Origin of the sequence: Streptomyces virginiae (assembly GCF_040638905.1) — a bacterium.
In the GTDB taxonomy this organism is placed as follows: domain Bacteria; phylum Actinomycetota; class Actinomycetes; order Streptomycetales; family Streptomycetaceae; genus Streptomyces; species Streptomyces virginiae_B.
Window position 1 is genome coordinate 204,751 of sequence record NZ_JBEZYV010000004.1, and the last position, 26,804, is coordinate 231,554.

22 protein-coding genes are annotated in these 26,804 nt (G+C 72.9%); 13 read left to right on the plus strand and 9 right to left on the minus strand.

Going from position 1 to position 26,804, the window contains the following annotated elements; genetic code table 11:
• Positions 1 to 126 precede the first annotated feature (126 nt).
• Positions 127 to 480: a hypothetical protein gene (locus AB0F82_RS08840; RefSeq protein ID WP_356811473.1), complete on the minus strand. Its 354-nt coding sequence runs from the start codon at positions 478 to 480 to the stop codon at positions 127 to 129.
• A 27-nt stretch (positions 481 to 507) separates the two neighbouring features.
• Positions 508 to 1,428, minus strand: coding sequence for an alpha/beta fold hydrolase (locus AB0F82_RS08845; RefSeq protein ID WP_362625136.1), 921 nt, complete (start codon positions 1,426 to 1,428; stop codon positions 508 to 510).
• 105 nt (positions 1,429 to 1,533) lie between these two features.
• Between AB0F82_RS08845 and AB0F82_RS08850 the strand changes: the two genes are divergently transcribed.
• Positions 1,534 to 1,881 (plus strand): ArsR/SmtB family transcription factor, encoded by a 348-nt coding sequence (locus tag AB0F82_RS08850; RefSeq protein ID WP_356811471.1) that lies wholly within the window; start codon positions 1,534 to 1,536, stop codon positions 1,879 to 1,881.
• On the plus strand, positions 1,865 to 4,384 hold the full coding sequence (pcrA, locus tag AB0F82_RS08855) for a DNA helicase PcrA (protein ID WP_362625138.1): 2,520 nt from the start codon (positions 1,865 to 1,867) through the stop codon (positions 4,382 to 4,384). The genes AB0F82_RS08850 and pcrA overlap by 17 nt, the downstream gene beginning before the upstream one ends.
• A 75-nt stretch (positions 4,385 to 4,459) precedes the next feature.
• Here pcrA and AB0F82_RS08860 read toward each other — a convergent pair whose 3' ends face one another.
• Both AB0F82_RS08860 and AB0F82_RS08865 read right to left on the minus strand, forming a co-directional pair.
• A complete protein-coding gene (locus AB0F82_RS08860) occupies positions 4,460 to 6,058 on the minus strand; it encodes a M23 family metallopeptidase (protein ID WP_436842056.1) in 1,599 nt (532 codons plus the stop codon).
• Between the two features lie 164 nt (positions 6,059 to 6,222).
• Complete coding sequence (locus AB0F82_RS08865; protein ID WP_356811469.1) at positions 6,223 to 6,999, minus strand: esterase/lipase family protein; 777 nt, start codon at positions 6,997 to 6,999, stop codon at positions 6,223 to 6,225.
• Positions 7,000 to 7,171: 172 nt separating this feature from the next.
• On the opposite strand from AB0F82_RS08865, the gene AB0F82_RS08870 reads away from it, so the two are divergent.
• Positions 7,172 to 7,573, plus strand: coding sequence for a cobalamin B12-binding domain-containing protein (locus tag AB0F82_RS08870; protein WP_030764263.1), 402 nt, complete (start codon positions 7,172 to 7,174; stop codon positions 7,571 to 7,573).
• Between the two features lie 139 nt (positions 7,574 to 7,712).
• On the opposite strand, the gene AB0F82_RS08875 is transcribed toward AB0F82_RS08870, so the two are convergent.
• Together AB0F82_RS08875 and AB0F82_RS08880 are read right to left on the minus strand one after the other, a co-directional pair.
• A complete protein-coding gene (locus AB0F82_RS08875) occupies positions 7,713 to 9,293 on the minus strand; it encodes a DUF5691 domain-containing protein (protein WP_362625141.1) in 1,581 nt (526 codons plus the stop codon).
• Positions 9,294 to 9,556: 263 nt separating this feature from the next.
• A complete protein-coding gene (locus AB0F82_RS08880) occupies positions 9,557 to 10,900 on the minus strand; it encodes an SWIM zinc finger family protein (RefSeq protein WP_362625142.1) in 1,344 nt (447 codons plus the stop codon).
• 134 nt (positions 10,901 to 11,034) lie between these two features.
• Here AB0F82_RS08880 and AB0F82_RS08885 point away from each other — a divergent pair, with 134 nt between their 5' ends.
• The 5 genes from AB0F82_RS08885 to sucD all read left to right on the plus strand — a co-directional run bounded on the left by AB0F82_RS08885 (position 11,035) and on the right by sucD (position 18,123).
• Positions 11,035 to 12,141: an ATP-binding protein gene (locus tag AB0F82_RS08885; RefSeq protein WP_362625144.1), complete on the plus strand. Its 1,107-nt coding sequence runs from the start codon at positions 11,035 to 11,037 to the stop codon at positions 12,139 to 12,141.
• Positions 12,138 to 14,423 (plus strand): DUF5682 family protein, encoded by a 2,286-nt coding sequence (locus AB0F82_RS08890; protein ID WP_362625146.1) that lies wholly within the window; start codon positions 12,138 to 12,140, stop codon positions 14,421 to 14,423. The genes AB0F82_RS08885 and AB0F82_RS08890 overlap by 4 nt, the downstream gene beginning before the upstream one ends.
• A gap of 120 nt (positions 14,424 to 14,543) precedes the next feature.
• Positions 14,544 to 15,740 carry a VWA domain-containing protein gene (locus AB0F82_RS08895; RefSeq protein ID WP_362625148.1) on the plus strand — a complete coding sequence of 399 codons (1,197 nt, stop codon included), beginning with the start codon at positions 14,544 to 14,546 and terminating at the stop codon, positions 15,738 to 15,740.
• A 292-nt stretch (positions 15,741 to 16,032) separates the two neighbouring features.
• Complete coding sequence (gene sucC, locus AB0F82_RS08900) at positions 16,033 to 17,211, plus strand: ADP-forming succinate--CoA ligase subunit beta (RefSeq protein WP_030659459.1); 1,179 nt, start codon at positions 16,033 to 16,035, stop codon at positions 17,209 to 17,211.
• 21 nt (positions 17,212 to 17,232) lie between these two features.
• Positions 17,233 to 18,123 carry a succinate--CoA ligase subunit alpha gene (gene sucD, locus AB0F82_RS08905; RefSeq protein WP_030659457.1) on the plus strand — a complete coding sequence of 297 codons (891 nt, stop codon included), beginning with the start codon at positions 17,233 to 17,235 and terminating at the stop codon, positions 18,121 to 18,123.
• A gap of 77 nt (positions 18,124 to 18,200) precedes the next feature.
• On the opposite strand, the gene AB0F82_RS08910 is transcribed toward sucD, so the two are convergent.
• Entirely contained in the window at positions 18,201 to 19,481 is a 1,281-nt protein-coding gene (locus AB0F82_RS08910) for a helix-turn-helix domain-containing protein (protein WP_362625151.1), read from the minus strand.
• A gap of 119 nt (positions 19,482 to 19,600) precedes the next feature.
• Between AB0F82_RS08910 and AB0F82_RS08915 the strand changes: the two genes are divergently transcribed.
• A complete protein-coding gene (locus AB0F82_RS08915) occupies positions 19,601 to 21,208 on the plus strand; it encodes a cell division protein PerM (protein ID WP_362625153.1) in 1,608 nt (535 codons plus the stop codon).
• A 223-nt stretch (positions 21,209 to 21,431) separates the two neighbouring features.
• Here the strand turns inward: AB0F82_RS08915 and AB0F82_RS08920 are convergent, their stop codons facing one another.
• Entirely contained in the window at positions 21,432 to 22,016 is a 585-nt protein-coding gene (locus tag AB0F82_RS08920; protein ID WP_362625155.1) for a hypothetical protein, read from the minus strand.
• Positions 22,017 to 22,259: 243 nt separating this feature from the next.
• On the opposite strand from AB0F82_RS08920, the gene purN reads away from it, so the two are divergent.
• Positions 22,260 to 22,883 carry a phosphoribosylglycinamide formyltransferase gene (gene purN / locus AB0F82_RS08925; RefSeq protein ID WP_362625156.1) on the plus strand — a complete coding sequence of 208 codons (624 nt, stop codon included), beginning with the start codon at positions 22,260 to 22,262 and terminating at the stop codon, positions 22,881 to 22,883.
• Entirely contained in the window at positions 22,880 to 24,475 is a 1,596-nt protein-coding gene (gene purH / locus AB0F82_RS08930; protein ID WP_362625158.1) for a bifunctional phosphoribosylaminoimidazolecarboxamide formyltransferase/IMP cyclohydrolase, read from the plus strand. Before purN ends, purH begins: the two co-directional genes overlap by 4 nt.
• Before the next feature lie 98 nt (positions 24,476 to 24,573).
• Here the strand turns inward: purH and AB0F82_RS08935 are convergent, their stop codons facing one another.
• A complete protein-coding gene (locus tag AB0F82_RS08935; RefSeq protein WP_362625159.1) occupies positions 24,574 to 25,239 on the minus strand; it encodes a hypothetical protein in 666 nt (221 codons plus the stop codon).
• 246 nt (positions 25,240 to 25,485) lie between these two features.
• Between AB0F82_RS08935 and AB0F82_RS08940 the strand changes: the two genes are divergently transcribed.
• Positions 25,486 to 26,346 (plus strand): bifunctional methylenetetrahydrofolate dehydrogenase/methenyltetrahydrofolate cyclohydrolase, encoded by an 861-nt coding sequence (locus AB0F82_RS08940; protein ID WP_356811457.1) that lies wholly within the window; start codon positions 25,486 to 25,488, stop codon positions 26,344 to 26,346.
• Complete coding sequence (locus AB0F82_RS08945) at positions 26,336 to 26,773, plus strand: DUF3017 domain-containing protein (RefSeq protein WP_356811456.1); 438 nt, start codon at positions 26,336 to 26,338, stop codon at positions 26,771 to 26,773. The genes AB0F82_RS08940 and AB0F82_RS08945 overlap by 11 nt, the downstream gene beginning before the upstream one ends.
• The last annotated feature ends 31 nt before the right edge of the window (positions 26,774 to 26,804 follow it).

The following is a 26,804-nucleotide window of genomic DNA, read 5'->3' on the forward strand; positions in this document are numbered from 1 at the left end:
TGCCGGTGCTGGCTTGGAGGAGGACGCTAGACCCGGAGATAACGGGCGGATGACGGGATGATCGTAAGTGCCCTGATGCGACCGGAGCTGGCTGCACAGGACCGGAGCGGATCGTTCCGGGGCGGGTCAGTGCCAGAGAAGGGCGATGAAGATGTTGATCACGGTCAGGCCGCCGACTGCGGCGAACATCGCCTTGTCCACGTGCTCCTCGTCGCGCTTGACGTAGACGAGGGCGAGGATCACGAAGAGGAGGGCGAGCTTCACGCCCACCTTGACGTTGTTGACGGGGGTGCCGTCCATCTCGTTGAAGCCGACGAGGAGCACGCCGGTGACGAGCATGGTGAGCGCGCCGTGCAGCATGGCGGGCGTGAAGCGGGCGGTGCCCGCGCTCATCGCCTTCATCTGGGTCAGGAAGCCGCCGAGCAGGGCCGCGATCCCGATGATGTGCAGGCCGACGAAGACACTGATGAGTACGTCCATGGCAGTCGAGCGTACGGGGGCGGACGTTCAGCCGAAGAAGCGGGTCAGCTCGTCGACGACGGCCTGCGGCTGCTCCTCGGGGAGGTAGTGGCCGCTGTCGTCGACGCGGACGACGCGGGTGTCGGTGCCGAGCGCCGGGACGGCCCCGCGCAGGAACTCGTAGTTGCTGTGCTCGCCGCCGAGGGCGAGCAGCGGGACGGAGACCGGGGCGTATCCGGCCAGGTCGGCGATGTCCTGGGAGAAGGCGCGGTACCAGGCGTTGCCGGCCCGGACCGCTTCCGGGGAGCCGTAGGCGCGGGCGTACACGGCGCGGGAGCGGGCGTCGATGGAGGAGGGGTCGGTCGCGGCGTTGCCGAACAGCCAGTCCAGCAGGAGGTGGTAGCGGCCGGCGAGCAGCTGCTCGGGCAGGCCCTCCACCTGGTTGAAGGCGAACCACCACAGGTGGCGGACGTCGGGCCGGGGCAGCAGGGGCATCCGGGCCCAGTCCTCGTCCGGGTGTGCGACGTCGAGGAGGGCGACCCGGCGGGTGGCCCCGGGGTGGTTGGCGGCGTGGGCGTAGGCGACCATCGCGCCGATGTCGTGGCCCGCGAAGTGCGCCGACCCGATCTTGAGGTGGCCGAGGAGGGCGTGGACGTCCGCCGCCATCGTCTTCTTGTCGTAGCCGGCGGCGGGCTTGGCGGAACCGCCCATGCCGCGCAGGTCGACGGCGATCACCCGGTGGCGGCGGGCCAGGTCCGGCAGCACCTTGTGCCACTGCCACCAGGTCTGCGGCCAGCCGCCGAGGAGGACGAGCGGGTCGCCGCTGCCGCCCTGGACGTAGTGCAGGCGGGTGCCGTTGACCTCGGCGTGGTGGCTGGTGAAGCCGCCGTCGAGGGAGGCGGCGAGGGAGGCGTCGTCGAGCGGGGTGCCGGCGTACGCGGTGCCGGCGGACGCGGTGCTGTCGGGCATGGTGTCCTCACGTCGAGAATCGTTCGAAGATTTCGTACGGTCAGACTGTACGAGATCTTCGAACGATTGGGCAAGGTCCGTACGAGATCTGCGTACAGTGGGGGCATGCCTGCCGCTGCCGACCTGACGCACCCCGCCGCCGACCGCATCGAGCTCGTCGACGTCCTGGCGGCGCTCGGACACCCCGTCCGGCTGGAGATCGTGCGCAAGCTCGCCTCCGGCGCGGAGGCCTTCTGCGGTGAGGTCGTGCCCGACCTGCCCCGGTCGAGCGTCACGCACCACCTCAAGACGCTGCGCGAGAGCGGAGTGATCTGCCAGCGCCCCCGGGGCCGCAAGCTCTACCTCGCGCTGCGCCGCGACGACCTGGAGCTGCGATTCCCCGGTCTCCTGGAACTCGTGCTGGCCTGTCGGTCCCGCCCCCTAGACTCGGAATGCGATGAGCAGCCTCTTTGACGACAGCTTCCTGGCGGACCTCACCCCCTCCGACGAGGTCCCGCCGCCGCCCGAGGAGTACCCCGCCCCGGAGGCGGGTGCGGACGACCTCTTCGGGGGGCACTTCGACGTGCCCATGACCGGGGACGCGTACTACCGGGACGGCGCCCCCAAGCCCGTCATCGACCCGGCGACGCTCCTCGACGGCCTGAACGAGCAGCAGGCCGCGGCCGTGGTGCACGCGGGCTCCCCGCTGCTCATCGTGGCCGGTGCGGGCTCCGGCAAGACCAGGGTGCTGACGCACCGCATCGGGCACCTGCTGTCCGCGCGCAACGTCCACCCCGGGCAGATCCTGGCGATCACGTTCACCAACAAGGCCGCCGGAGAGATGAAGGAGCGCGTCGAGGGCCTGGTCGGCCCGCGCGCGAACGCCATGTGGGTCTCCACCTTCCACAGCGCGTGCGTGCGCATACTGCGCCGCGAGTCCAAGCGGCTCGGCTTCACTTCATCGTTCTCGATCTACGACGCGGCCGACTCCAAGCGCCTGATGGCGCTCGTCTGCCGCGACCTGGACCTGGACCCCAAGAAGTTCCCGCCGAAGTCCTTCAACGCCAAGATCTCGAACCTGAAGAACGAGCTGATCGACGAAGAGGCCTTCGCCGACCAGGCCGCCGACGGCTTCGAGAAGTCGTTGGCGCAGGCGTACGTGATGTACCAGGCCCGGCTGCGCGAGGCCAACGCCCTCGACTTCGACGACATCATCATGACCACGGTGCACCTGCTCCAGGCCTTCCCGGACGTCGCCGAGCACTACCGGCGCCGCTTCCGGCACGTCCTGGTCGACGAGTACCAGGACACCAACCACGCGCAGTACACGCTGGTGCGCGAGCTGGTCGGCACCGGCTACCCGGACCTGCCCCCGGCCGAGCTGTGCGTGGTGGGTGACGCCGACCAGTCGATCTACGCCTTCCGCGGCGCGACGATCCGCAACATCCTCCAGTTCGAAGAGGACTACAAGGACGCGACGACGATCCTGCTGGAGCAGAACTACCGCTCCACGCAGACGATCCTCTCCGCCGCCAACGCGGTCATCGAGCGCAACGAGAACCGCCGCGCCAAGAACCTGTGGACCGAGGCCGGCTCCGGCGCGGTCATCACCGGCTACGTCGCGGACACCGAGCACGACGAGGCCCAGTTCGTCGCCGATGAGATCGACCGGCTCACCGACGCCGGGGACGCCAAGGCCGGCGACGTCGCGATCTTCTACCGGACCAACGCCCAGTCGCGCGTGTTCGAGGAGATCTTCATCCGGGTCGGCCTGCCGTACAAGGTCGTCGGCGGCGTCCGCTTCTACGAGCGCAAGGAGGTCCGCGACGTCCTCGCGTACCTGCGCGTCCTCGCGAACCCGGAGGACAACGTCCCGCTGCGCCGCATCCTGAACGTCCCCAAGCGCGGCATCGGCGAGCGCGCCGAGGCCATGGTCGACGCGCTCGCGCTGCGCGAGAAGATCACCTTCCCGCAGGCGCTGCGGCGCGTGGACGAGGCCTTCGGCATGGCGGCCCGCTCCACCAACGCGGTGAAGCGGTTCAACGCGCTGATGGAGGAGCTCCGCACGATCGTCGACTCGGGCGCGGGCCCGGCGGTGGTGCTTGAGGCGGTCCTGGAGCGCACCGGCTACCTCGCCGAACTCCAGGCGTCGACCGACCCGCAGGACGAGACGCGGATCGAGAACCTCCAGGAACTGGCGGCGGTGGCCCTGGAGTTCGAGCAGGCGCGCGAAGCCGCAGCCGCCGAGGCGCCGGAGGGCGCGGCGACGCCGGTCGGCCCCGGCACGCTCGCCGAGTTCCTGGAGCAGGTCGCCCTCGTCGCCGACTCCGACCAGATCCCCGACGAGGACCAGGACGGCTCCGGCGTCATCACCCTCATGACCCTGCACACCGCCAAGGGCCTCGAGTTTCCGGTGGTGTTCCTGACCGGCATGGAGGACGGGGTCTTCCCGCACATGCGCGCGCTGGGCCAGACCAAGGAGCTGGAGGAGGAGCGCCGCCTCGCCTACGTCGGCATCACGCGGGCGCGCGAGCGGCTGTACCTGACCCGCTCCAGCATGCGCAGCGCCTGGGGCACGCCCTCGTACAACCCGCCGTCGCGGTTCCTGGAGGAGATCCCGGATCAGTACCTGCAGTGGAAGCGCACGGGAGCGGCCCAGAAGCCGGCCGGTCCGATGCGCAGTTCCGGCTACGGTTCGGGCGCCGGCGGCGGACGGTCGTCGTTCGGCACCTCGCCCGAGGCGTTCCTGTCGTCGTCGCGCACGAAGTCGGGCCCGTCCGGCTTCGCGACGCGCCGGGCCTCCGACAAGCCGGTCATCACGCTGGTGGTCGGGGACCGGGTCACGCACGACCAGTTCGGGCTCGGCACCGTCATGGAGGTCAAGGGAGCGGGCGCGGACGCGCAGGCCACCATCGACTTCGGTGACGACAAGCCGAAGCGGCTGCTGCTGCGCTACGCGCCGGTGCAGAAGCTCTGAGGCCGCGGACCACGTGCGAAGGCCCGGCAGCGGGAACGCTGCCGGGCACTTGTGGAGCCGGTGGGGCCGAGGCGGTTACCTCGGGTCGAGGCCGTGGCTGCGGAGCCAGGCCAGGGGGTCGATCGCGGAGCCGCCGCCGGGCCGGACCTCGAAGTGGAGGTGCGGGCCGGTGGAGTTGCCGGAGTTGCCCGAGTAGGCGATGACGTCGCCCGCCTTGACCTTGCCGCCGCGGATCTTGGTGGAGCTGAGGTGGCAGTACCAGGTTTCGGTGCCGTCGGGCGCGGTCACTATGGCCATGTTCCCGTAGGCGCTGTTGTACTGGGTGCGCACGATGCCGTCGGTGGCCGCCATGACCGGGGTCCCGTAGGACACCGGGAAGTCGATGCCGGTGTGCACCGACATCCACATGCCGCCGGCCTGACCGAAGCTGGCGCTCAGGCCGTGCTGGTTCACCGGGACGGCGAACTTGGGGCGGGCGGCCTCCTTGGCCGCGGCCTCCTCGGCCTTCTTCTTCTTTTCCTCTTCCTGGCGTTCGCGCAGATCGATGCGCTCCTGCGTGCGGCTCGCGCGGTCCGCGAAGTCGCCCGCGTCGGCGCTGAGCGCGACCAGTTGGGTGTCGAGCTTGGTGTTCGCGGCGACCGGCTTCACCGAGGCCGGGTCGGGCGCGGCCATCGTGGTGGTGTCCTCGCCGGGCTTGTCCGTACCGGTGAGCCCGCCGACGGAGGCGGCCGCGACGCCCGCGACACCCATCACGCAGGCGGAGGGAACGGCCACGGTCAGCAAGGCGGAACGCTTCGCCGGGGTGCGCCGGCGGCTGCCGGCCGCCTTCGTGCCGGCTGTCTTGGCGTTCGCCTTGGCGGTGTTGCCCTTGGCGGCGTTGCGGCGCGAGGCGCGCGGCGCGGAGGTCACCGGCATCGCCTGGGTGGGCATGTCGTGGACGCCGTGCAGTTCGTGGACCTCGGGCAGCTCGTACGCCTCGTGGGCTCCGGGGCCCTCGGGCACCCCGGTCGCCTCGTCGGCGAGCACCTCGAAGACGGCGGTCTCGCTGTAGGTGTTGTCGGCCCCGGTGTCGTGGACCTCGTGGACCTCATGGGCGTAGCCGGCGGTGCCGAGGGAGGTCGTGCCGTACGCGTAGTCCTGCTGCGCGGGCTGGTAGTCGTAGGCGTAGTCGGCCTCGGGCTGCGCCGGGGTCTGCGTGACGGTGTTCCAGGCGGTCGCGTCGTAGGCGCCGGTCTCGGTACCGGTGGTGCCGAAGCCCGGCACCGACCAGTGGCCGGTCTGCTCGGCGGAGGCGTCGTAGCCGAAGGAGGCCGACGGGTAGGCGGTGTAGCCGGAGTGGTCCGTGCCCGCCCCCGCGGCGCTCCAGGCGCTCGCGTCCCAGCTCCCGGTGGTGTCCTCGGGTGCGGACTGCGCCGGGATCGTGGACAGGTAGGGGTCCTGCGAGGTCCACGCGGTGGTGTCGTACGCGCCGGTCTCGTAGGAGTCGTAGGCGGCGTAGTTGACCCCTTGACCCTGCGTTTCGTAGGAAACGTAGGGCGAGTCACCAGCGAAAGCGGTGGTGGAAAGGCCGTCATACCCGGCATCCGGGTACTGGCCCGACGAGGGGCGGTCGTTCACCAACTTCTCTTTCGCCTCGGCAGTGGGGGCCTGGGTGGCCGGGAACTCGAAGTTCACCGGAGGAGAGCAGTGGCGTGACTGTACCCGGCGGTTACTCGCAACGACAATCTTCGCCGGGTCCCCAGATCAGCGGAACCGGGCATTCGGCCGTCTTTCGGTCGCCGAAAGACGCAGCCTTGGCCTTGAGTTCGAAATCTGTTCGAGTTTCGGCCGCTCAACGGTCAGGCGACGGATGCGGCGTCCGGCCCCGTGATGGCGGTGGGTGCGGGGCCGTCGAGGGCGCGGGCGACTGCCGCGATGACCGCGGGGTGTGCCGGCAGGGCGAGGTGGCCGATGCCCACGACCTGCACGTTTTCCACACACAGGTCGGGGTGTTCGATCCGTGCGCTGCCGACCGGGGCCATCAGCGTGTCGAACTCGCTCCAGAACGCCACGCAGCGGGTGGCGCAGCCGGGCGACGGCGCCGCCAGCTCGGCCAGCACCTCGGAGTCCGGGCGCATCTGCCGGACCAGGGGGTGCGCGTCCATGAAGGGGGCGACGCGCGTGCCGGAATGCGGGGTGCCGAGCGTGACGAGGGTGCGGACGCGGGTGTCGCCGCCGAGGCGCTGGACGTAGTACCGGCCGACCAGGCCACCCAGGCTGTGCCCGACGAGGTCGACCTGCTCCTGTCCGGTGCGCTCGCACAGCTGTTCGACCCGCCGGGCGAGGTGGCGGGCGATGACGCGCAGGTCGAGCGTGAGGGGCGAGTAGTTGTACGCCTCCACGTGCCGCAGTCCGCCGGCCGTGAGGGCGCGGCGCAGCAGGACGAAGACGGAGCGGTTGTCGGTGAACCCGTGGAGGAGCAGGACGGGCGGGCGTGTGGTGGCCCGGACGGGGACGGTCTTCTCCTGGCACACCCCAGTGGGGTACAGCAGGAGGTGGCCGCCGAGAACGGCGACCTCCAGCGCGCCGGCCCGCAGCGCGGCGCCGGACAAGGGGACGGGTAAGGACAGACCCATCGACGGCCTCCTGTGATCCTCTGGGGCGGCGGCCGCCGCGCCACCGTGCCGTGCGGCTGGCGGCACGGTGGCGCAATGCCGTCCCACGTGTGATTTCCCCCTCGTGCTTGACCGCGAAACGGCAGCGTGCGCGATGCTGTACTTAACGTTCGTTCACTCGGGAGGCAGTGCGATGGGTGTGACCGGTCCGATCCGTGTGGTGGTGGCCAAGCCGGGTCTCGACGGCCACGACCGCGGGGCCAAGGTGATCGCGCGGGCGCTGCGGGACGCGGGCATGGAGGTCATCTACACCGGCCTCCACCAGACCCCCGAGCAGATCGTGGACACCGCGATCCAGGAGGACGCCGACGCGATCGGCCTCTCGATCCTCTCGGGCGCCCACAACACGCTCTTCGTGCGCGTGCTGGAGCTCCTCAAGGAGCGCGACGCCGAGGACATCAAGGTCTTCGGCGGCGGCATCATCCCGGAGGACGACATCGCCCCCCTCAAGGAGAAGGGCGTGGCCGAGATCTTCACCCCGGGCGCGACGACGACCTCCATCGTGGACTGGGTCAACGCCCACGTCCGTCAGTAACCCCACTCTTCCGGCGCTGTCGCGCCACTGCGGCCCCGCCGTCGTTCGAGGGCGGGGCCGGGCGGCGCCCGGCGGGGTGGAAGGCCAGGGCCGGTGCCCTGCCGCACCGCACCGGATCCGCCACCCCACCCGGGAAGGATCAGGCCGGGGTCAGCTCCGACAGCATCGCCGCGCGCAGCCGGAGCGTGGCCACCAGCCGCTGGAAGGCCTCCGCCCAGTAGGCCGCCGCGCCCGGGGACGCGTCCGGCGGCTCCTCCGCGGCGGCGGTCAGGGCCTCCAGCCGGCCGGCCTCGACGGGGTCGAGGCAGCGCTCGGCCAGGCCCATCACCCCGCTGAAGCTCCACGGGTAGCTGCCCGCCTCGCGGGCGATGTCCAGCGCGTCCACCACCGCCCGGCCCAGTGCGCCCGCCCACGGCACCACGCACACCCCGAGCAGCTGGAACGCCTCGGAGAGCCCGTGGGCCCGTATGAACTGTGCGACCCATTCGGCCCGTTCCGCGTCGGGCAGGGTCTCCAGCAGTTTGGCCCGCTCCGCGAGGGAGGCCGTTCCAGGACCCGCCGCGGGAGGTGCCGACGCCGGGCCGAGCAGGGCCCGTGACCATTCCGGGTCCCGCTGGCGCACCGCCGCGCGGCACCACGCGGCGTGCAGTTCCTCCGCCCAGCCCTCGGCCGCGGCCACCGGCAGGGCGACCACCTCCGCAGGCCCGAGGCCCCCGAACCGCTCCCGCCAGCACGACAGCGGCGCCGCCTCGACCAGTTGGCCGAGCCACCAGGCACGCTCCCCGCGTCCGGCGGGCGGCCGCTTGACCACCCCGTCGCGGAGCATCCCCGCATCGCACTCGGCCGGCGGGGTCACCCCCTCCGGGCCCACGCAGGCCAGGGCCCGCTCGGCCATCCGTCCCGCCAGCGCCGACTGCGGCAGCGCGGACAGCAGTTCGGCCGCGGTCGCTCGTACGTTGCGGCTGCGGTCGCCCAGCGCCGCCTCGAGGAAGGACTCGTCCTCCAGGGACAGCCCCGCCCTCAGCGAATCGAGGAACATCAGCCGGTCCTCGGCCCGTTCGCTCGCCCACGTCGTCTCCAGCAGCCGCGGCGCCGCCGCCGGCTCGTGGGCCCGTACGGCGCCCAGCAGCGCCACCCGTTCCGCGAACAGCCCTTCCTCCCAGAGACGTTCCACCGCGGTGGGGTCGGTCACGTCCGGCAGTTCCCCGCCGCCCGCCCCGCCGCGCAGGGCGAACCGCCAGTCGGGATTCATCCGAGCCAGCCACAGCCCCCGCGTCCCGGCCAGCGCCAGGGCGTGCGGGCGCAGGTCGGTACGGGCCCGGGCGGCGTCCAGCAGTGCCGGTACGAGCGCGTCGGGCGCGCGGTAGCCGTGCCGTCCGGCCGCGGCCAGCCACTGCGGGAGCAGCTCGGTCAGGTCCGGGGCGGACCCGCGCCGCCCGCCCCCGTTCACCGGGCCGCTGCGGCCCGCCAGCAGTTGCGCGAGCCGGTGGCTCGCCGCCTCCGGAGGTGCCGGCCGGGGGTCGCGGGGTGCGGGCTGCGGGCGCGGTCGCGCCCCCGCCGGCCGCAACCCGGCCCGGCGGCGGACAACGTGCACCGCCGCCGCGTCCAGCAGTGCCTCCGGCGAGCCGGCCGGGCCCCCGCCCCGGCGCCGGTCGGTGCCCAGCAGCGCGGCGCCGACCAGCTCCTGCCACTCCCCGTACCCCTCGTCACCCTCGCCCATCGGTGCCCCTCCCTCGCTGCTCGTCCTCGGTCGTGTCCAGTGCCCCGGTCCCGCCCCCTCCGCGGGACCGGAGCTGTCTGTGTCTCGTGCGGCTTCGGTCAACTGGCGTGGTTGTCGTTCATGAAAGCCCCCCGGCTTCTCGTCGTTGCGTCTGCGGCGCCCCCCGGCGCCGCACCTCTCCCGGCCGTCCTCGCGTGACGGCACAGGACCCCCCAGGCCCCCTGCGATGTCGTGGTCCGTCCCCCCCGCCAGGGGTGTCCGCCCTACGACAGGGCGACCGGCTCGGACGAGCCGGGCTGCCATGCCGTCAGCGGGGTGAACCCGCGGTGGCCGCACTCGCCGAAGACCGTCACCGGGCCCCCGCCCGACAGCGCGGCCAGCTGCCACAGCCCTCCGCGGGAGCGGCTCCCCGCCCCGGTGAGGGGCACCGGCAGGGCGGAGGCGCCCTCCGCGTCCGCCAGCTGCCAGCCGGGCTCTCCCGGTATCGGAACCACCGGACCGAGCACCACCGGCCAGGACTCCAGCCACGGGTCCTCCCGCAGTGCCGCCCCGTAGGCCTCCAGGGCCGCCCGAGCGCCCACCCCGGCCGGCACCTCCGTGCACGGCGCGGCCGCCGCGAACCTCTCCCCGAGGTCCGCCCGCAGCCCCGCCGAGCCGGGCCGGAAGCGCATCTCCGCCTCCAGCACCAGCCCCACCGGCAGAGCCAGCCCCGGCGGCCGCCCGGGCGGTCCGAAGTCCAGCACCAGCGCGGGCCGTCCCCCCGTCAGCCCGCGCAGCCATATGCGGCGGGTGGTGAGCCTGCCGTCCGGCGACACCGAGTCGTACTGGGCGAGCACCAGCCAGCGGTCCCGTACGGCCTCCCCCTCCCCGGAGGCCGGCAGTCCCACCCGGCTGCGCACGGTCGCCGCCAACTGGTCAGGAAGCCCCGTCACCCCCATCCAGGCCCGGTCCAGCAGGTGCAGCAGCGCCGCCTCCTCCAGCATCCGGGCGGGCCAGCCGGGGCCGCAACTGGGTATCGTCCCCAACTCCCTTACGCGGCCGGCCAGTCCGGGCGCCTGGGCATCCACCATCCGGGCGGCGGTCTCCTCCCACGCCGCGTACCCCGCGTGCTCCTGGCCCGCGAGGCCGCCGCGCACAAGGTCGGCCAGCCGCTGTTCCAGCTCGGTCACGCCCGCCCCGACGCGCGCAGCCCGCCGCTCGGCCCGGCGCCGGGCCCCCTCCTCGTCCACCGGCCCGGTCGCCCCGGCCGCCGTCCGCGCGGCCTTGGCGACACGGTCGGCCAGCCACTGCGCGGCCCAGTCCGGCGCCTCCCCGGGCTCGCCGACCCCCTCGGCGGACCAGAGCAGGAGCAGCCCCAGCGCGTGCTTGCACGGGAACTTCCGGCTCGGGCAGGAGCACTTGTAGGCCGGTCCCGTCAGGTCGACGACCGTCCGGTACGGATTGCTCCCGCTGCCCTTGCACAACCCCCATACAGAACCGGAAGCGGAACCTCCGATCTGTGACCACGGCCCCGCCCCGCCGAGTCTGCCGCCCGCCTTGCGTGAGGCATCGTCAGGAGCCAGAGCCAGTACCTGTTCCGCCGTCCAGCGGACCCCCTGCTCAGTCATGTGAACCACCGTAGAGACTCCCTCTGACAATCGCTCTGACCTGCAACAACGTGACGGATGACGGGCGTTGTCAGTGGCGTGGTGCACCGTGGGAACAGCAGTCGGGAGCGGCTGCGGAGCATTGGAGGGGGACCATGAGCAAGCCCGAGAACGGCATCGGCGCCGAGGCGCTGCGACCGCACGCCGAAGACGCCTTCGCGCACGAACTGAAAGCCCTGGCGGCCGCCGACGACAGGCCCCGCCCGACCCGCTGGAAGCTCTCCCCGTGGGCCGTCGCCACCTACCTGCTCGGCGGCACCCTCGACGACGGCACGGTGATCACACCCAAGTACGTCGGCCCGCGCCGGATCGTCGAAGTCGCGGTCACCACCCTGGCCACCGACCGCGCCCTGCTCCTGCTCGGCGTTCCCGGCACCGCCAAGACCTGGGTGTCCGAACACCTCGCGGCCGCCGTCAGCGGCGACTCCACCCTCCTCGTCCAGGGCACCGCCGGCACCCCTGAGGAGGCCATCCGGTACGGCTGGAACTACGCCCGGCTCCTCGCCCACGGCCCCAGCCGCGACGCCCTCGTCCCCAGCCCCGTCATGCGGGCCATGGCCGACGGCATGACCGCCCGCGTCGAGGAGCTCACCCGCATCCCCGCCGACGTCCAGGACACGCTCATCACCGTCCTGTCCGAGAAGACCCTGCCGATACCGGAGCTCGGCGAAGAGGTCCAGGCCGTCCGCGGCTTCAATCTCATCGCCACCGCCAACGACCGCGACCGCGGGGTCAACGAGCTCTCCAGCGCGCTGCGCCGCCGCTTCAACACCGTCGTCCTGCCGCTGCCCGCCACCGCGGACGCCGAGGTCGACATCGTGGCCCGCCGCGTCGACCAGATGGGCCGCGCCCTCGACCTGCCGGCCGCGCCCGAGGGCCTGGAGGAGATCCGCCGCGTCGTCACCGTCTTCCGCGAGCTGCGCGACGGCGTCACCGACGACGGCCGGACGAAGGTGAAGTCGCCCAGCGGCACGCTCTCCACCGCCGAGGCCATCTCCGTCGTCACCAACGGCCTCGCGCTGGCCGCCCACTTCGGGGACGGCGTCCTGCGCCCCTCCGACGTGGCCGCCGGGATCCTCGGCGCCGTCGTCCGCGACCCGGCGGCCGACAAGGTCGTCTGGCAGGAGTACCTGGAGGCCGTGGTCCGCGAGCGCGACGGCTGGAAGGACTTCTACCGGGCCTGCCGGGAGGTGACGGTATGAGCACCGCCCGCCAGGGCCCGCTGCTCCTCGGCGTGCGCCACCACGGGCCCGGATCGGCCCGCGCGATCCGGGCCGCCCTGGACGGGGCCCGCCCGGCGGCCGTGCTGATCGAGGGACCGCCCGAGGGGGACGCCCTGCTCGACCTGGCCGCCGACCCCGGCATGCGGCCGCCCGTGGCGCTGCTCGCGCACGCCGCGGACGACCCGGGCCGGGCCGCGTTCTGGCCGCTCGCCGACTTCTCCCCGGAGTGGGTCGCGATCCGCTGGGCACAGGAGGCGGGCGTACCGGTCCGGTTCATGGACCTGCCCGCCGCCCACTCGCTGGCCGGCGCCGGGGAGCCGGACGCGGACCGCGCCGAGCCCGACGCGGTCAGGCTGGACCCGCTCGCGGTGCTCGCCGAGACCGCCGGGTACGACGACCCCGAGCGCTGGTGGGAGGACGTCGTCGAGCACCGGGGGGCCGGCGGCGCGGGCGAGGAGGCGCTCGCCGCGTTCGAGGCGCTCGGGGAGGCCATGGCCGCCCTGCGCGAGGCCTACGGCGACGGCGGCCACCACCGCGACCTGGTCCGCGAGGCGTACATGCGCCAGCGGATGCGGGCCGCCCGCCGCGAGTTCGGCGACGGGTACGCCGTGGTGTGCGGCGCCTGGCACGTCCCGGCGCTGCGGGCGAAGACCACCGTGGCCGCCGACAAGGCGCTGCTGACCGGGCTGCCGAAGGTCAAGGTGGAGACCACCTGGGTGCCGTGGACCCACCGCCGGCTCGCCCGGGCCGGCGGGTACGGAGCGGGGATCACCTCGCCCGGCTGGTACGCCCACCTCTTCTCCGCCCGGGACCGGCCCGTCGAGCGGTGGCTGACCAAGGTCGCCGGCCTGCTGCGCGAGGAGGACCGGCAGGTGTCCTCGGCGCACGTCATCGAAGCGGTCCGGCTCGCCGAGACCCTGGCCGCGATGCGGGGACGGCCCCTGCCCGGCCTGACGGAGACCCTGGAATCGGTCCGGGCGGTGATGTGCGACGGCTCCGACATACCGCTCGCGCTCATCGAGGACCGCCTCGTCGTCGGCGACGTGCTCGGCGAGGTCCCGGACGGGGCTCCCGTCGTCCCGCTCCAGCGGGACCTGACGCGGCAGCAGCGCTCCTTGCGGCTCAAGGCGGAGGCGCAGGAACGCGAGCTGGAACTCGACCTGCGCAAGGACACCGACGCGGCCAAGTCCCTGCTGCTGCACCGGTTGCGGCTGCTCGGCATCGGCTGGGGCACCTCCACCGCCTCCCGGAGCAGCACCGGAACCTTCCGGGAGACCTGGCGGCTGCGCTGGGAGCCGGAACTGTCCGTACGGGTGGCCGAGGCCGGGATCTGGGGCACCACCGTCCTCGCCGCGGCCACCGCCAAGGCGGAGGCGGACGCCGCGGTCACCGAGGAGCTGGGCGAGGTGACGGCGCTGGCCGAAAGGTGCCTCCTCGCCGGACTGTCCGAGGCGCTGCCGGCCGTACTGCGGGCCCTCGCGGACCGCGCCGCGCTGGACACCGACGTCTCACGGCTCGCGAAGGCCCTCCCGGCGCTCGCCCGTTCCCTGCGGTACGGGGACGTGCGGGGCACCGACGCGACGGCGCTCGGCGCGGTCGCGGCCGGGCTCGCCGAGCGGATATGCGTCGCGCTCCCGCCGGCCTGCGTGGCCGGTCTGGACGCCGACGCGGCGGCGGAGCTGCGCGGCCACGTGGACGGCGTGCACGGAGCGGTCGGCCTGCTGGCGGACGCCGACGACGGGCTGCGGGAGCGCTGGTCCGCGGTGCTGCGGACGCTGGCCGACCGGGACGCCGTGCCGGGCGTCATCCGTGGCAGGGCGGCCAGGCTCCTCCTCGACGACGGGCGGCTGGAGGCCGCGGAGACAGCCCGGCTGATGGGGCTCGCGCTGTCCCCGGCGGCCTCGCCCGCCGACGCGGCGGGCTGGATCGAGGGCTTCGCGGGCGGGAGTTCGGGCGGCGGCACCCTGCTGGTCCACGACGACCGGCTGCTGGGCCTGATCGACACCTGGCTGGTGGGGATCCCGGAGCGCGTCTTCACCGACGTGCTGCCGCTGCTGAGGCGGACGTTCGGGGCGTACGAGCCGGGGGTCAGGAGGAGCCTGGGCGAGCTGGTCCGGCGCGGCCCCGGTCGCCCGTCGTCGGCGCAGTCGACGGGTGACGCACCCGAGGGCTTCGCCCCGGAGCTCGACCGGGAGCGGGCGGACGCGGTGACGGAGCTGGTCCGGATGCTGCTGGCGTCTCCCGACGGGGTTGCCGCCTGAGGGTGCGGCGCCGGTGCGGGGGATCTGCCCCCGCACCCCCGCGCCTCGAACGCCGGCGGGGCCGGATGGCTGCGCCGAATGGAAGAGCGACACGTACGACGAGTGCAGGGGGACGGACGGATGAGCGGTACGGACATGAGCGTGGCGGCAGCCCAGGACACCGCGGACCCCGCCGGAGGCGAGCGGTCGCGGCGGTGGCGGATGGTGCTCGGCGGGGGAGACGCGGACGGGACCGGGCACGCGCTGACCGGGCGGGACGCGGCGATGGACGCCGCGCTCGGCGCCCTGTACGGCGGAGGCGGCGAAGGGGGTCCGCGCAGGACCTCGGGGGCGCCGCGCTCGGCCGGACTCGGCGGCTCCGCGCCGAACGTGGCCCGCTGGCTCGGGGACATCAGGACGTACTTCCCCAGCTCGGTGGTCCAGGTGATGCAGCGCGACGCGATCGAGCGGCTCGGGCTGTCCGCCCTGCTGCTGGAGCCGGAGATGCTGGAGGCCGTCGAACCGGACGTCCACCTGGTCGGCACCCTGCTCTCCCTGAACAAGGCGATGCCCGAGACGACGAAGGAGACGGCGCGGGCCGTGGTCCGCAAGGTGGTCGAACAGCTGGAGAAGCGGCTCGCGACCCGCACCCGGGCCACCCTCACCGGAGCGCTCGACCGCTCCGCCCGGATCAGCCGCCCCCGCCACCGCGACATCGACTGGGACCGCACGATCCGGGCCAACCTGAAGAACTACCTGCCCGAGTACGGCACCGTCGTCCCCGAGCGGCTGATCGGATACGGCCGGGCGGCGCAATCGGTGAAGAAGGAGGTGATCCTCTGCATCGACCAGTCGGGTTCGATGGCCGCCTCCGTCGTCTACGCCTCCGTCTTCGGCGCGGTCCTCGCCTCGATGCGCTCGATCGCCACCCGCCTGGTCGTGTTCGACACCGCCGTCGTCGACCTGACCGACCAGCTCGACGACCCGGTCGACGTCCTCTTCGGCACCCAGCTGGGCGGCGGCACCGACATCAACCGCGCACTCGCCTACTGCCAGTCGAAGATCACCCGACCCGCCGACACGGTCGTCGTCCTCATCAGTGATCTCTACGAGGGCGGCATTCGCAACGAGATGCTGGGGCGCGTGGCCGCCATGAAGGGGGCGGGCGTCGAATTCGTGACCCTGCTGGCGCTGTCCGACGAGGGTGCCCCGGCCTACGACCGCGAGCACGCCGGGGCCCTCGCCGCGCTCGGTGCGCCGGCCTTCGCCTGCACCCCCGACCTGTTCCCGGAGGTGATGGCCGCGGCGCTGGAGAAGCGGCCCCTGCCGACCCCCTGACGAACCTTCGACACGCCCGCCCCTGCGCCCCGTGTGAAGGGGCCGATCACACGAATTTCCAGTTCAACCGTGAGGTGTTCTGTGACAGGTATCACCGCTCAGGTGTGATCTGCGATTTAGGGACGCGCGCCCCACGGGGATAACCTGCCGGACGGACATGCCGCGTCCACGGTCACCGTGTGCGCCTTCCTTGTGACAGCGCCGTCACGTTGCCCTCCGCGGCACGCCCACGCAGATAGCAGACAACCGCGAATCACTGCGAATCTTTAAAAAAGACAAGGGACGGACGCGCGTGGACCTGTTCGAGTACCAGGCGAGGGACCTCTTCGCCAAGCACGGTGTACCGGTGCTGGCCGGTGAAGTCATCGACACGCCTGAGGCGGCTCGCGAGGCCACCGAGCGGCTGGGCGGCAAGTCGGTCGTCAAGGCGCAGGTGAAGGTCGGCGGCCGCGGCAAGGCCGGCGGCGTGAAGCTGGCCGCCACCCCGGACGAGGCCGTCGCCCGCGCGACGGACATCCTGGGCATGGACATCAAGGGCCACACGGTCCACAAGGTGATGATCGCGGAGACCGCACCCGAGATCCTCGAGGAGTACTACGTCTCGTACCTCCTCGACCGCACCAACCGCACCTTCCTCGCCATGGCGTCGGTCGCGGGCGGCATGGACATCGAGCAGGTCGCCGAGGAGACCCCGGAGAAGCTCGCCAAGGTCCCGGTGAACGCCAACGAGGGCGTGACCATCGAGAAGGCCCGCGAGATCGTGGCGCTGGCGCAGTTCCCGGCCGAGGTCGCCGAGAAGGTCGCCGAGGTCCTCGTGACCCTGTGGGACACCTTCATTGCCGAGGACGCGCTCCTGGTCGAGGTCAACCCGCTCGCGAAGGTCGCCTCCGGCGAGGTCATCGCCCTCGACGGCAAGGTCTCCCTCGACGAGAACGCCGAGTTCCGCCAGCCGGGTCACGAGGAGTTCGTGGACCACGCCGCCGCGAACCCGCTCGAGGCCGCCGCCAAGGCGAAGAACCTCAACTACGTCAAGCTCGACGGTGAGGTCGGCATCATCGGCAACGGCGCGGGTCTCGTCATGAGCACCCTGGACGTCGTCGCCTACGCCGGTGAGAACCACGGTGGCGTCAAGCCCGCCAACTTCCTGGACATCGGCGGTGGCGCCTCCGCCGCCGTCATGGCCAACGGTCTCGAGATCATCCTCGGGGACCCGGACGTCAAGTCCGTCTTCGTCAACGTCTTCGGTGGCATCACCGCCTGCGACGAGGTCGCCAACGGCATCGTCCAGGCGCTGGCCCTGCTGGAGGAGAAGGGCGAGGCGGTCACCAAGCCGCTCGTCGTCCGTCTCGACGGCAACAACGCCGAGCTGGGTCGCAAGATCCTCTCGGACGCCAACCACCCGCTGGTGCAGCGCGTGGACACCATGGACGGCGCGGCCGACAAGGCCGCCGAGCTCGCGGCTGCGAAGTAAGGGCAGAGGTCACAGACTCACATGGCTATCTTCCTCAACAAGGACAGCAAGGTCATCGTCCAGGGCATGACCGGTGCCACGGGCATGAAGCACACCAAGCTGATGCTGGCTGACGGCACCAACATCGTCGGCGGCGTGAACCCGCGCAAGGCCGGCACCACCGTCGACTTCGACGGCACCGAGGTCCCGGTCTTCGGTTCCGTCGCCGAGGCGATGGAGAAGACGGGCGCCAACGTCTCCGTCCTCTTCGTCCCGCCGGCCTTCGCCAAGGCCGCCGTCGTCGAGGCCATCGACGCCGAGATCCCGCTGGCCGTCGTCATCACCGAGGGCATCGCGGTGCACGACTCCGCCGCCTTCTGGGCGTACGCGACCGCCAAGGGCAACAAGACCCGCATCATCGGCCCGAACTGCCCGGGTCTGATCACCCCCGGCCAGTCCAACGCCGGCATCATCCCGGGCGACATCACCAAGCCCGGCAAGATCGGTCTCGTGTCGAAGTCCGGCACGCTGACCTACCAGATGATGTACGAGCTGCGTGACATCGGCTTCACCTCCGCCGTCGGCATCGGTGGCGACCCGGTCATCGGCACCACGCACATCGACGCCCTGGAGGCCTTCGAGGCCGACCCGGAGACCGAGCTGATCGTCATGATCGGCGAGATCGGCGGCGACGCCGAGGAGCGTGCGGCGGACTTCATCGCGAAGAACGTCACCAAGCCGGTCGTCGGCTACGTCGCGGGCTTCACCGCCCCCGAGGGCAAGACCATGGGCCACGCCGGCGCCATCGTCTCCGGCTCCTCCGGCACCGCGCAGGCCAAGAAGGAGGCCCTCGAGGCCGCCGGCGTCAAGGTCGGCAAGACGCCGACCGAGACCGCCCAGCTCGCGCGCGCGATCCTGAACGCCGCTCAGTAGGCACCGGCCGTACGGCCGAAAGGGCGTGGCCCGCACCCTCCTCGGGGTGCGGGCCACGCCCTTTCGCGTACGTCGTCTCAGTCGAGCCGCGGGGCGACGCGCGCCGGACCCGCCTGCGGGTCCGCGCGGAGCTTGTCGTGCAGTTCCCTGCTCCGTTCGGTGAGCTGCTGCGGGCCGCTGAGCGGCGGCACCCCGGACACGCTCTCACCGGGGGCGAGCGGGGGATCGTACCGGGTGGGCGCGGTCGCCGCCGTGTAGGCGGTGGCGGCCGTGATCATCGCGGTCAGCCCGAGGGTGGCCCGGGTCCACTGCCGTGTGCGCCGCTCACCGCCGCCGCGGACCGCCGCCGCCGGGCGCGGGTCGAGGGAGAACGGCGGCCGCAGCACGGTGAGCCGCTCCCGCAGCGCCGCGGACTGCTTCTCGACCGGTACGTCGGCCAGTTCGGGTACCCGGGCGGCGAGGTCGGCGTGCGCGTTGAGGATGCGGTTGCCGGTGGCGGGAGTGGTGGCCTCCGTCTCGGCGGCGGTGTCGGGCAGGTCGAGGCCGATGCCGTCGTAGAGCAGGACGGTGCGGCGGTGGATCCGGGGCAGGGCGAGCAGGGCGTCGAGCAGGATCCGGTCGGCGGGATCGGCCGGGGGCCGGTCGGGCCGGCGGTGGGAGCGCCGGAACCGGTGCCAGGGGGAGAGCGCGTACTCGTGCACGATCGTGCGCACCCAGCCCACCGGGTCCGGGTCGGTGGCCACCTCGGGCCACTGGCCCCAGGCCCGGGTGAAGGCCCGGTCCACGGCCTCCAGGGCGAGCGCGCGGCGGCCGGTGAGCAGGTAGGCCTGCCGGGCGAGGGCGGGCGCGGCCAGGTCGTAGAGGGTGTCGAAGGCCTCGGCCGGATCGGTGACGGCGCGTACGTCGGGTCGGGTGGCCAGCCTGGCGGCGGGCGCGGTCCAGGTGCCGCCGGGGCTGCCCGCGTCGGCCACGGCGGCGGTTTCGACGGGCCCGTCGAAACCTGTGGGCCCGTCAGGAGCCTCCGGGACGCGTTCGGCCTCGGCCTCGGCCTCGGCCCCGGCCCCGGGCGCGACCGCCACCAGGACCGGGTCGGCCGGGGCGGCCGGGTCCGCCGGGTCGGCGTGGCCCGGCGGACCGGTGGCGTCCGCCGCCACCTCCAGTTCGGGGAGGCGGGCCAGGAAGCGCGCGTACGCGTCGAGCTTGCGGCCGCGCGGGGTGGTGCGCCCGGACTCCCAGGAGCGCACCGTCGCCGCGTTGACGCCGACCGCCGTGGCGACCTCATGGAGTGTCAGTTCCGCAGCTTCGCGCAGTCTTCGGCGCTCGTTCGGGGCGGGCAGGCCCTCGACGTTCCGTGTCATGCCGCACTCCCCGCGACCCGGCAGCCCTGAGCGAAAAAGTACATAAACGTATATTGGGCGACACCACGGACATTCGCCTGTTACCCGCCCATAGCGCGTGTCGTTGGCACCATGGCGGGGTGACCCAAGTGACCGAACGCGAGACCCGGTTGTCGGCGGCCCCGCGAGCCGGTGCGCGCCGGCGTTCGCCGGCCGCCGCCGCATGCGTAGTGGGCGGTGCCGTGGCGGCCGGACTCGGGCTCGGCTTCCTCGCCGTGCTCGTCATCGTCCTGTGGATCAGTTCCCCCTATCCGGACAGCGGCCCGGGCGGGGCCCTGCACCTCGCCGCCGGGCTGTGGCTGCTCGCCCACGGGACCGAACTGGTGAGGTACGAGACGCTCTCCGGCGTCCCGGCACCCGTTGGTGTGACGCCCCTGCTGCTCGTCGCTCTGCCCGTGCTGCTCATGCGGCGGGCCGCGCGGCTGGGCGGCGCCTCCGACGAGGACGACGAGGAGGTGCTGCCCGCGACGGCCGTGTTCTCGGCCGTGCTCTGCGGATACCTCGCCGTCGGGGCTCTTGCCACGGTGTACGCCGCCGGGGGCCCGATGCCGGCCGATCCGATCAGCGCCGCCTGGCACGTCCCGCTGGTCGCCGTGCCGGCCGCGGCCGGTGGTGTGTGGGGAGCCAAGGGGCGTCCGCTCGGACCGCTGCCGAACTGGCTGCCGGGGGGCGTACGGACGGGGTTCGTGCGCCCCAGGTACGCGCTGGCGCTGCGGGCGGGCGCGGGCGGGGCCCTGGTGCTCCTGGGCGGCGGGGCGCTGCTCGTCGGCGCCTCGCTCGCCTGGCACGGGTCGCAGGTCCAGGCCTCGTTCCTGTCGCTGACCGAGGTGTGGTCCGGCCGGTTCGCGGTCCTGCTGCTCGCGCTCGCGCTGATTCCGAACGCCATGGTCTGGGGAGCGGCCTACGCCCTCGGTCCCGGGTTCGCCCTCGGCGCCGGGGTGACGGCCACCCCGCTCGGCTCGGCGGGCGCGCCCGCGCTGCCCCGGTTCCCGCTGCTGGAGGCGCTCCCGGCCGCGGGCCCGGGCACCCCGCTGACCTGGGCGGCCGCCGGGGTGCCGGTGGTCGCCGGGCTGGCGGTGGGCTGGTTCGCGGTACGCCGGGCGCGCGAGGTCTCGTACGGGGAGACCGCGCTGACGGCGGCCCTCGGGGCGGTGGTGTGCGGCCTGGCGATGGCCGGGCTCGCGGCGGTCTCGGCGGGGCCGCTGGGCTCGCGGCGGCTGGCCGAGTTCGGTCCGGTGTGGTGGGCCACGGGGGCGGCGGCCTTCGCGTGGACGCTGGTTCTGGCCGTGCCGGTGGCGGTGGGGGTGCACGCGTGGCGCTACCGCCCGGCGGCCGGTCCGGGCGCGGTGGGGGCGGACGCGGACGCGGATGCGGACGCGGACGCGGATGTTCCGGTGGACGGTGGGTGGCACGACAGCGGGGTGCGGGAGCTTCGGTGGGAGCTGATGCGGAAGGCGTCGGGGACGCTGGTGCCGGAGATCCCGCCCGAGCCGGTGGCTCCGCCGGTTCCGCTGGTTGAGGTGGCTTCGGAGCCTGCCGTACGGGTACGGGTGGCTCGGCGGACGGTGACCGTGGTGGCGGGGCTGGATCTGGGGCCGGCCCCGGTGGCTCCGCCGGTGCCGGCCGTTGCGCCGGTTCCGTCCGTGGCCGGAGTGCGGGTGCTGGCCCGGCGGAAGCCGTCCGCGTAGCCCGCGCGGTGTCCTGCCGGGTGCGGCGCCGTGGCGGGGGCGCTGCCCCCCCGGGCCCCCGCGTCTCAAGCGCCGGCGGGGCTGGGCGGGTCGGCCGGACTGGGCGGGTCGGCGGGGCTGAAAAGAGTGGGCCTCGCCCTGGGCCCCGCGCCTCAAGCGCCGGCGGGGCTGGTGGGTCGGCGGGGCGGGGCTGAGTGGGTGGGCGCCGGCGCTTCGGGCGGCGTCACTGGCGGACCTTCAGGACCTCGCCGACGAAGTTGCTCGGCAGGAGGGTGTTGCACTGGAGTTCCGCCGACTTGGTGAGGGCGTCGTCGCGGCACACGTAGAAGTCCTTGTACGCGAGCTGCAGCGCGTACGAGCTCAGGGCCAGCAGGATCGCCAGTGAGGCGGTGACCAGGCCGCTCACCGCCGCCGTGCGCTGGGGGCGGGCCGCCGGGCCGAGGGCGTCCAGGCCCGTCGGGGCGCCCGGCTCGCCGGTCGCCGCCGCCGGCTTGCCGCGCAGCGCGCTGATCCCCCAGTACAGGGCGAGCGCGCCCAGCAGCAGGCCGACCGAGGGGATCCCGAAGATCCCGAAGAAGAAGCCCCACATGCCCGCCAGCAGCGCGTACCGGGCGCGGCGCTGGATCGGGTCCGTCGGGTCCCAGCGCCCCGGACCCCGTTGCCCGCCCGAGTCCCCCGGGCCGTCCCCGTCGCCGTTCCCGCCGTCACCGCCGGTGCGCGGCTGCCACGGCTGGTCGGGCCGGCCTTCCGGCGGGGCCGCGAAGGGGTTGTCGTCGGTGGGGGAGTCGGGCTGACGGCGGTCCGGCATCGGGTGTGTTACTTCCCCTGTGTCGTGGACGTCGCGAGGACATCGAGGCGAGGTGGGCCAGTTTGCGGCTTGTAGGCCAGACGCTACCGCCCGCCCGTCCCCCCGTCCCTCGGGGGCCGTCCGGTGTGCCGGTATCGTTGCAGGCGGTCGGCGGCTTCGTATGGTCCCCCGTATATCGGTACCCCGAAGTTCTGTATGACCACACAAAGACGAACACCGCAATTCCGTGAGAAAGGGCCTCCCATGGCCGCCTCCCGCCTGGTCGTGCTGGTCTCAGGGTCCGGCACCAACCTCCAGGCCCTGCTCGACGCCATCGACGCCCATCCCGGCGGAGCAGAGGGCTTCGGTGCCGAAGTCGTCGCCGTGGGAGCCGACCGCGCGAACATCGCCGGCCTGGAGCGGGCGGAGAAGGCCGGGATCCCCACCTTCGTCTGCCCGGTGAAGGACTTCGGGAGCCGCGTCGAGTGGGACGCCGCCCTCACCGCGGCGACCGACGCGTACGCCCCCGACCTCGTCGTGTCGGCCGGTTTCATGAAGATCGTGGGCAAGGAGTTCATCGACCGCTTCGGCGGCCGGTTCGTCAACACCCACCCCGCCCTCCTCCCCGCATTCCCGGGAGCCCACGGCGTACGGGACGCGCTCGCCTACGGCGCGAAGGTCACCGGCTGCACGGTCCACTTCGTGGACAGCGGCGTGGACACCGGTCCGATCATCGCCCAGGGTGTGGTCGAGGTCCGGGACGAGGACGACGAAGCCGCTCTTCACGAGCGCATCAAGGAAGTCGAGCGAAAGCTGCTCGTCGAGGTCGTGGGGCGCCTGGCCCGGCACGGCTACCGCATTGAGGGACGAAAGGTAACAATCCAGTGACCGCCGCAGACACCGCAGCGAGCAACGACCCGACCACGACCCGGCGGCCGATCCGGCGTGCGCTCATCAGCGTCTACGACAAGACGGGACTGGAAGAGCTGGCCCGCGGCCTGCACGGGGCGGGCGTCGCGCTCGTCTCCACCGGCTCCACCGCCTCGAAGATCGCCGCCGCCGGGGTGCCCGTCACCAAGGTGGAGGAGCTGACCGGCTTCCCCGAGTGCCTGGACGGCCGGGTCAAGACCCTGCACCCGCGCGTGCACGCCGGCATCCTGGCCGACCTGCGCCTGGAGGACCACCGCAGCCAGCTCGCCGAGCTGGGCGTCGAGCCCTTCGACCTCGTCGTCGTCAACCTGTACCCGTTCCAGGCCACCGTCCAGTCGGGTGCCACTCCCGACGAGTGCGTCGAGCAGATCGACATCGGCGGCCCCTCGATGGTCCGCGCCGCCGCCAAGAACCACCCGTCGGTCTCCGTGGTCACCAGCCCCGCGCGCTACGCCGACGTCATCGCCGCGGCCCAGGGCGGCGGATTCGACCTCACCGCGCGCAAGCGGCTGGCGGCCGAGGCCTTCCAGCACACCGCCGCCTACGACGTGGCCGTCGCCTCCTGGTTCACGAACGTGTACGCCCCGGAGGGCGAGGAGGGCGCGCTGCCCGAGTTCCTCGCCGGCGCCTGGGAGCGCAAGTCGACCCTGCGCTACGGCGAGAACCCGCACCAGGCCGCCGCCCTCTACACAGACGGGCAGCCGGGCGGGCTGGCCAACGCCGAGCAGCTGCACGGCAAGGAGATGTCCTTCAACAACTACGTGGACACCGAGGCCGCGCGCCGCGCCGCCTACGACCACGAAGAGCCGTGCGTCGCGATCATCAAGCACGCCAACCCGTGCGGCATCGCGGTGGGCGCGGACGTCGCCGCCGCCCACCGCAAGGCGCACGCCTGCGACCCGCTGTCGGCGTTCGGCGGCGTCATCGCCGTCAACCGTCCGGTGACCGTCGAGCTGGCCGAGCAGGTCGCGGAGATCTTCACCGAGGTCATCGCCGCCCCCGGCTACGAGGACGGCGCGGTCGAGATCCTCGCCAAGAAGAAGAACATCCGTGTCCTGAAGGTCGACGGCACCCCGCACCGGCCGGGCGACCTCAAGCCCGTCTCCGGCGGCGCGCTGCTGCAGCAGTCGGACCTCTTCCAGGCCGAGGGCGACGACCCGGCCAACTGGACCCTGGCCACCGGCGACGCCCTGTCCCCGGCCGAGCTCGCCGAGCTGGCCTTCGCGTGGCGTGCCTGCCGGGCCGTCAAGTCGAACGCAATCCTGCTCGCCAAGGACGGCGCCTCGGTCGGTGTCGGCATGGGCCAGGTCAACCGTGTCGACTCGGCGAAGCTCGCCGTCGAGCGGGCCGGCGCCGAGCGCGCGCAGGGCTCGTACGCCGCGTCCGACGCCTTCTTCCCCTTCCCGGACGGGCTGGAGATCCTGACGGCCGCCGGCATCAAGGCCGTCGTCCAGCCCGGCGGTTCGGTCCGTGACGAGCAGGTCGTCGAGGCCGCGCAGAAGGCCGGCGTGACGATGTACTTCACCGGCACCCGGCACTTCTTCCACTGACCTGAGTCCGGCTCCCCCGAGTCCGGCTCCCCCGACACGGCGAAGGCCGCGACCCGCACTGCGGGTCGCGGCCTTCGCCGGTTCTGCGGACGAGCGGGTCAGTAGCTCGGGCGCTTGAAGTAGTCACCGGCCTTCGCCAGTCCGATGACGATCGTGAGGCCGAGGGCGAGGGAGACCACGGCGGGCAGCAGGACGATGGCGGTGGGTCCGCCCGACGACTGCTCGCTCGCACCGAGGGCCGCCACGTTGACGAGCAGGCTGAGCCCGGCGAAGAAGGTCTGCAGGGAGCCGTAGACGATGCCGGACACGCGCACGCCGTTGCGGCCCTTGCCCATCTTGACCGCTGTCAGGAACGGCCACAGGGCCACGCCGATCAGGAAGAGGCCGCCGATGACGAAGCCGACGCTGACGGCGGTCCCCACGTCCTGCGCCGAGGAGCTGGAGGACCCTGAGAAGGCAGAGGCGAAGACGGCGCCGCCGATGATGACGAGCAGGCCGAACAGCGCCTGCAGGCTGCTCAGGATGAAGAGGATCACGCGGGCCGCCTTCGCGCCGCCGGGCATCTCCATGTGCGCCCCCGGGTAGCCGCCCGGACCGCCCGGGTAGCCGGCGGGGCCGCCGGGGTATCCCTGGGGGGCCTGCTGCGGGTAGGCGTAGCCGCCCTGCGGAGGGATGCCCTGCGGGGCCTGCTGCGGGTAGCCGTAACCGGGCTGGCCCTGCGCCGGCTGCTGTCCGTACGGATTGTGCGGGTCGCCGAAACTCATCTGGGGTGTTCCTCCGTGGAAGTGCGGGGACGCACGGCAATGAAGCGCGGAGGAATCCTGCACGGTGCGGTCCGCCCCCCGGCACTGCCCGCGGCACTCAGTCCTTTTCATCGTGGTCCGACCGGCGAGGCCTTGTCCAGCCGGTTGGCATACGGACGGTCACTTGTTGTGCAAGTGCAATGAACCCTGAGGTCCTGCGAGCGCCTTGACTGGAACCAGGGCCACCTCATCCGGGAGGATGGGGGCATGACCGCCCAGATTCTCGATGGCAAGGCCACCGCGGCCGCGATCAAGTCCGAACTGACCGCCCGCGTGGCGGCACTGAAGGCCCGGGGCATCACCCCCGGCCTCGGCACCCTGCTGGTCGGCGACGATCCGGGCAGCCGCTGGTACGTCAACGGCAAGCACAAGGACTGCGCCGAGGTCGGCATCGCCTCCATCCAGCGCGAACTGCCCGCCACGGCCTCCCAGGAGGACATCGAGGAGGTCGTGCGGGAGCTCAACGCCAACCCGCAGTGCACGGGCTACATCGTGCAACTCCCGCTCCCCAAGGGCATCGACACCAACCGGGTCCTGGAGCTGATGGACCCGCTGAAGGACGCCGACGGCCTGCACCCCACCTCCCTGGGCCGGCTCGTGCTGAACGAGCCGGGCCCGCTGCCCTGCACCCCCTACGGGATCGTCGAACTCCTGCGCCACCACGGCGTCGAGATCAACGGGGCGCACGTCGTCGTACTCGGCCGCGGGATCACCGTCGGGCGGTCCATCGGCCTGCTGCTGACCCGCAAGTCCGAGAACGCCACCGTGACGCTGTGCCACACCGGTACGCGCGACCTCTCCGGGCTGCTGCGCCAGGCGGACATCGTCGTCGCCGCGGCCGGAGTCCCGCACCTGGTCAAGCCCGAGGACGTCAAGCCGGGCGCGGCCGTGCTCGACGTGGGCGTCAGCCGCGACGAAGCCGGGAAGATCGTCGGCGACGTGCACCCCGGCGTCGCCGAGGTCGCCGCGTGGATCTCGCCGAACCCGGGCGGCGTCGGCCCGATGACCCGCGCCCAGCTGCTCGTCAACGTCGTCGAGGCGGCGGAGCGGACCGGCCGTGCGGGCTGAACCGGGCGCCGAGCACGTGAACGGGAGCGGGAGGGGCGCGGCGAAGTCCCGCCGCTTCCCGTCCATCACGCGGGACACGGCCCGCCCCGAGGGCAGCGGCCGCGCCGTCCCGGGAGCCGTGTCCACGCCCGCCCGGCAGTGGCCGATGCTCAGCGTGCTCGCCGCGACCGCGGTGGGGCTGCTGGCCACGGCGCTCGGGCAGGCCCGGTTCGGCTGCCTGGTGATCGGCGTGGCCCTGATCGCGGCGTCGGTGCTGCGGCGCGTGCTGCCCTCGGTGGGAATGCTCGCGGTGCGGTCCCGCTTCACGGACATGATCACCTACGGGGTGCTGGGCGTGGCGATCACGCTGCTGGCGCTGGTGATGGAGCCCAGGCCGCTGCTGGAGATCCCGTTCCTGGAGAGCGCTGTCCGCTTCACCGTGCGCTGAGCGCGCCGGACGGGAGCGGACCCTCCCGGTC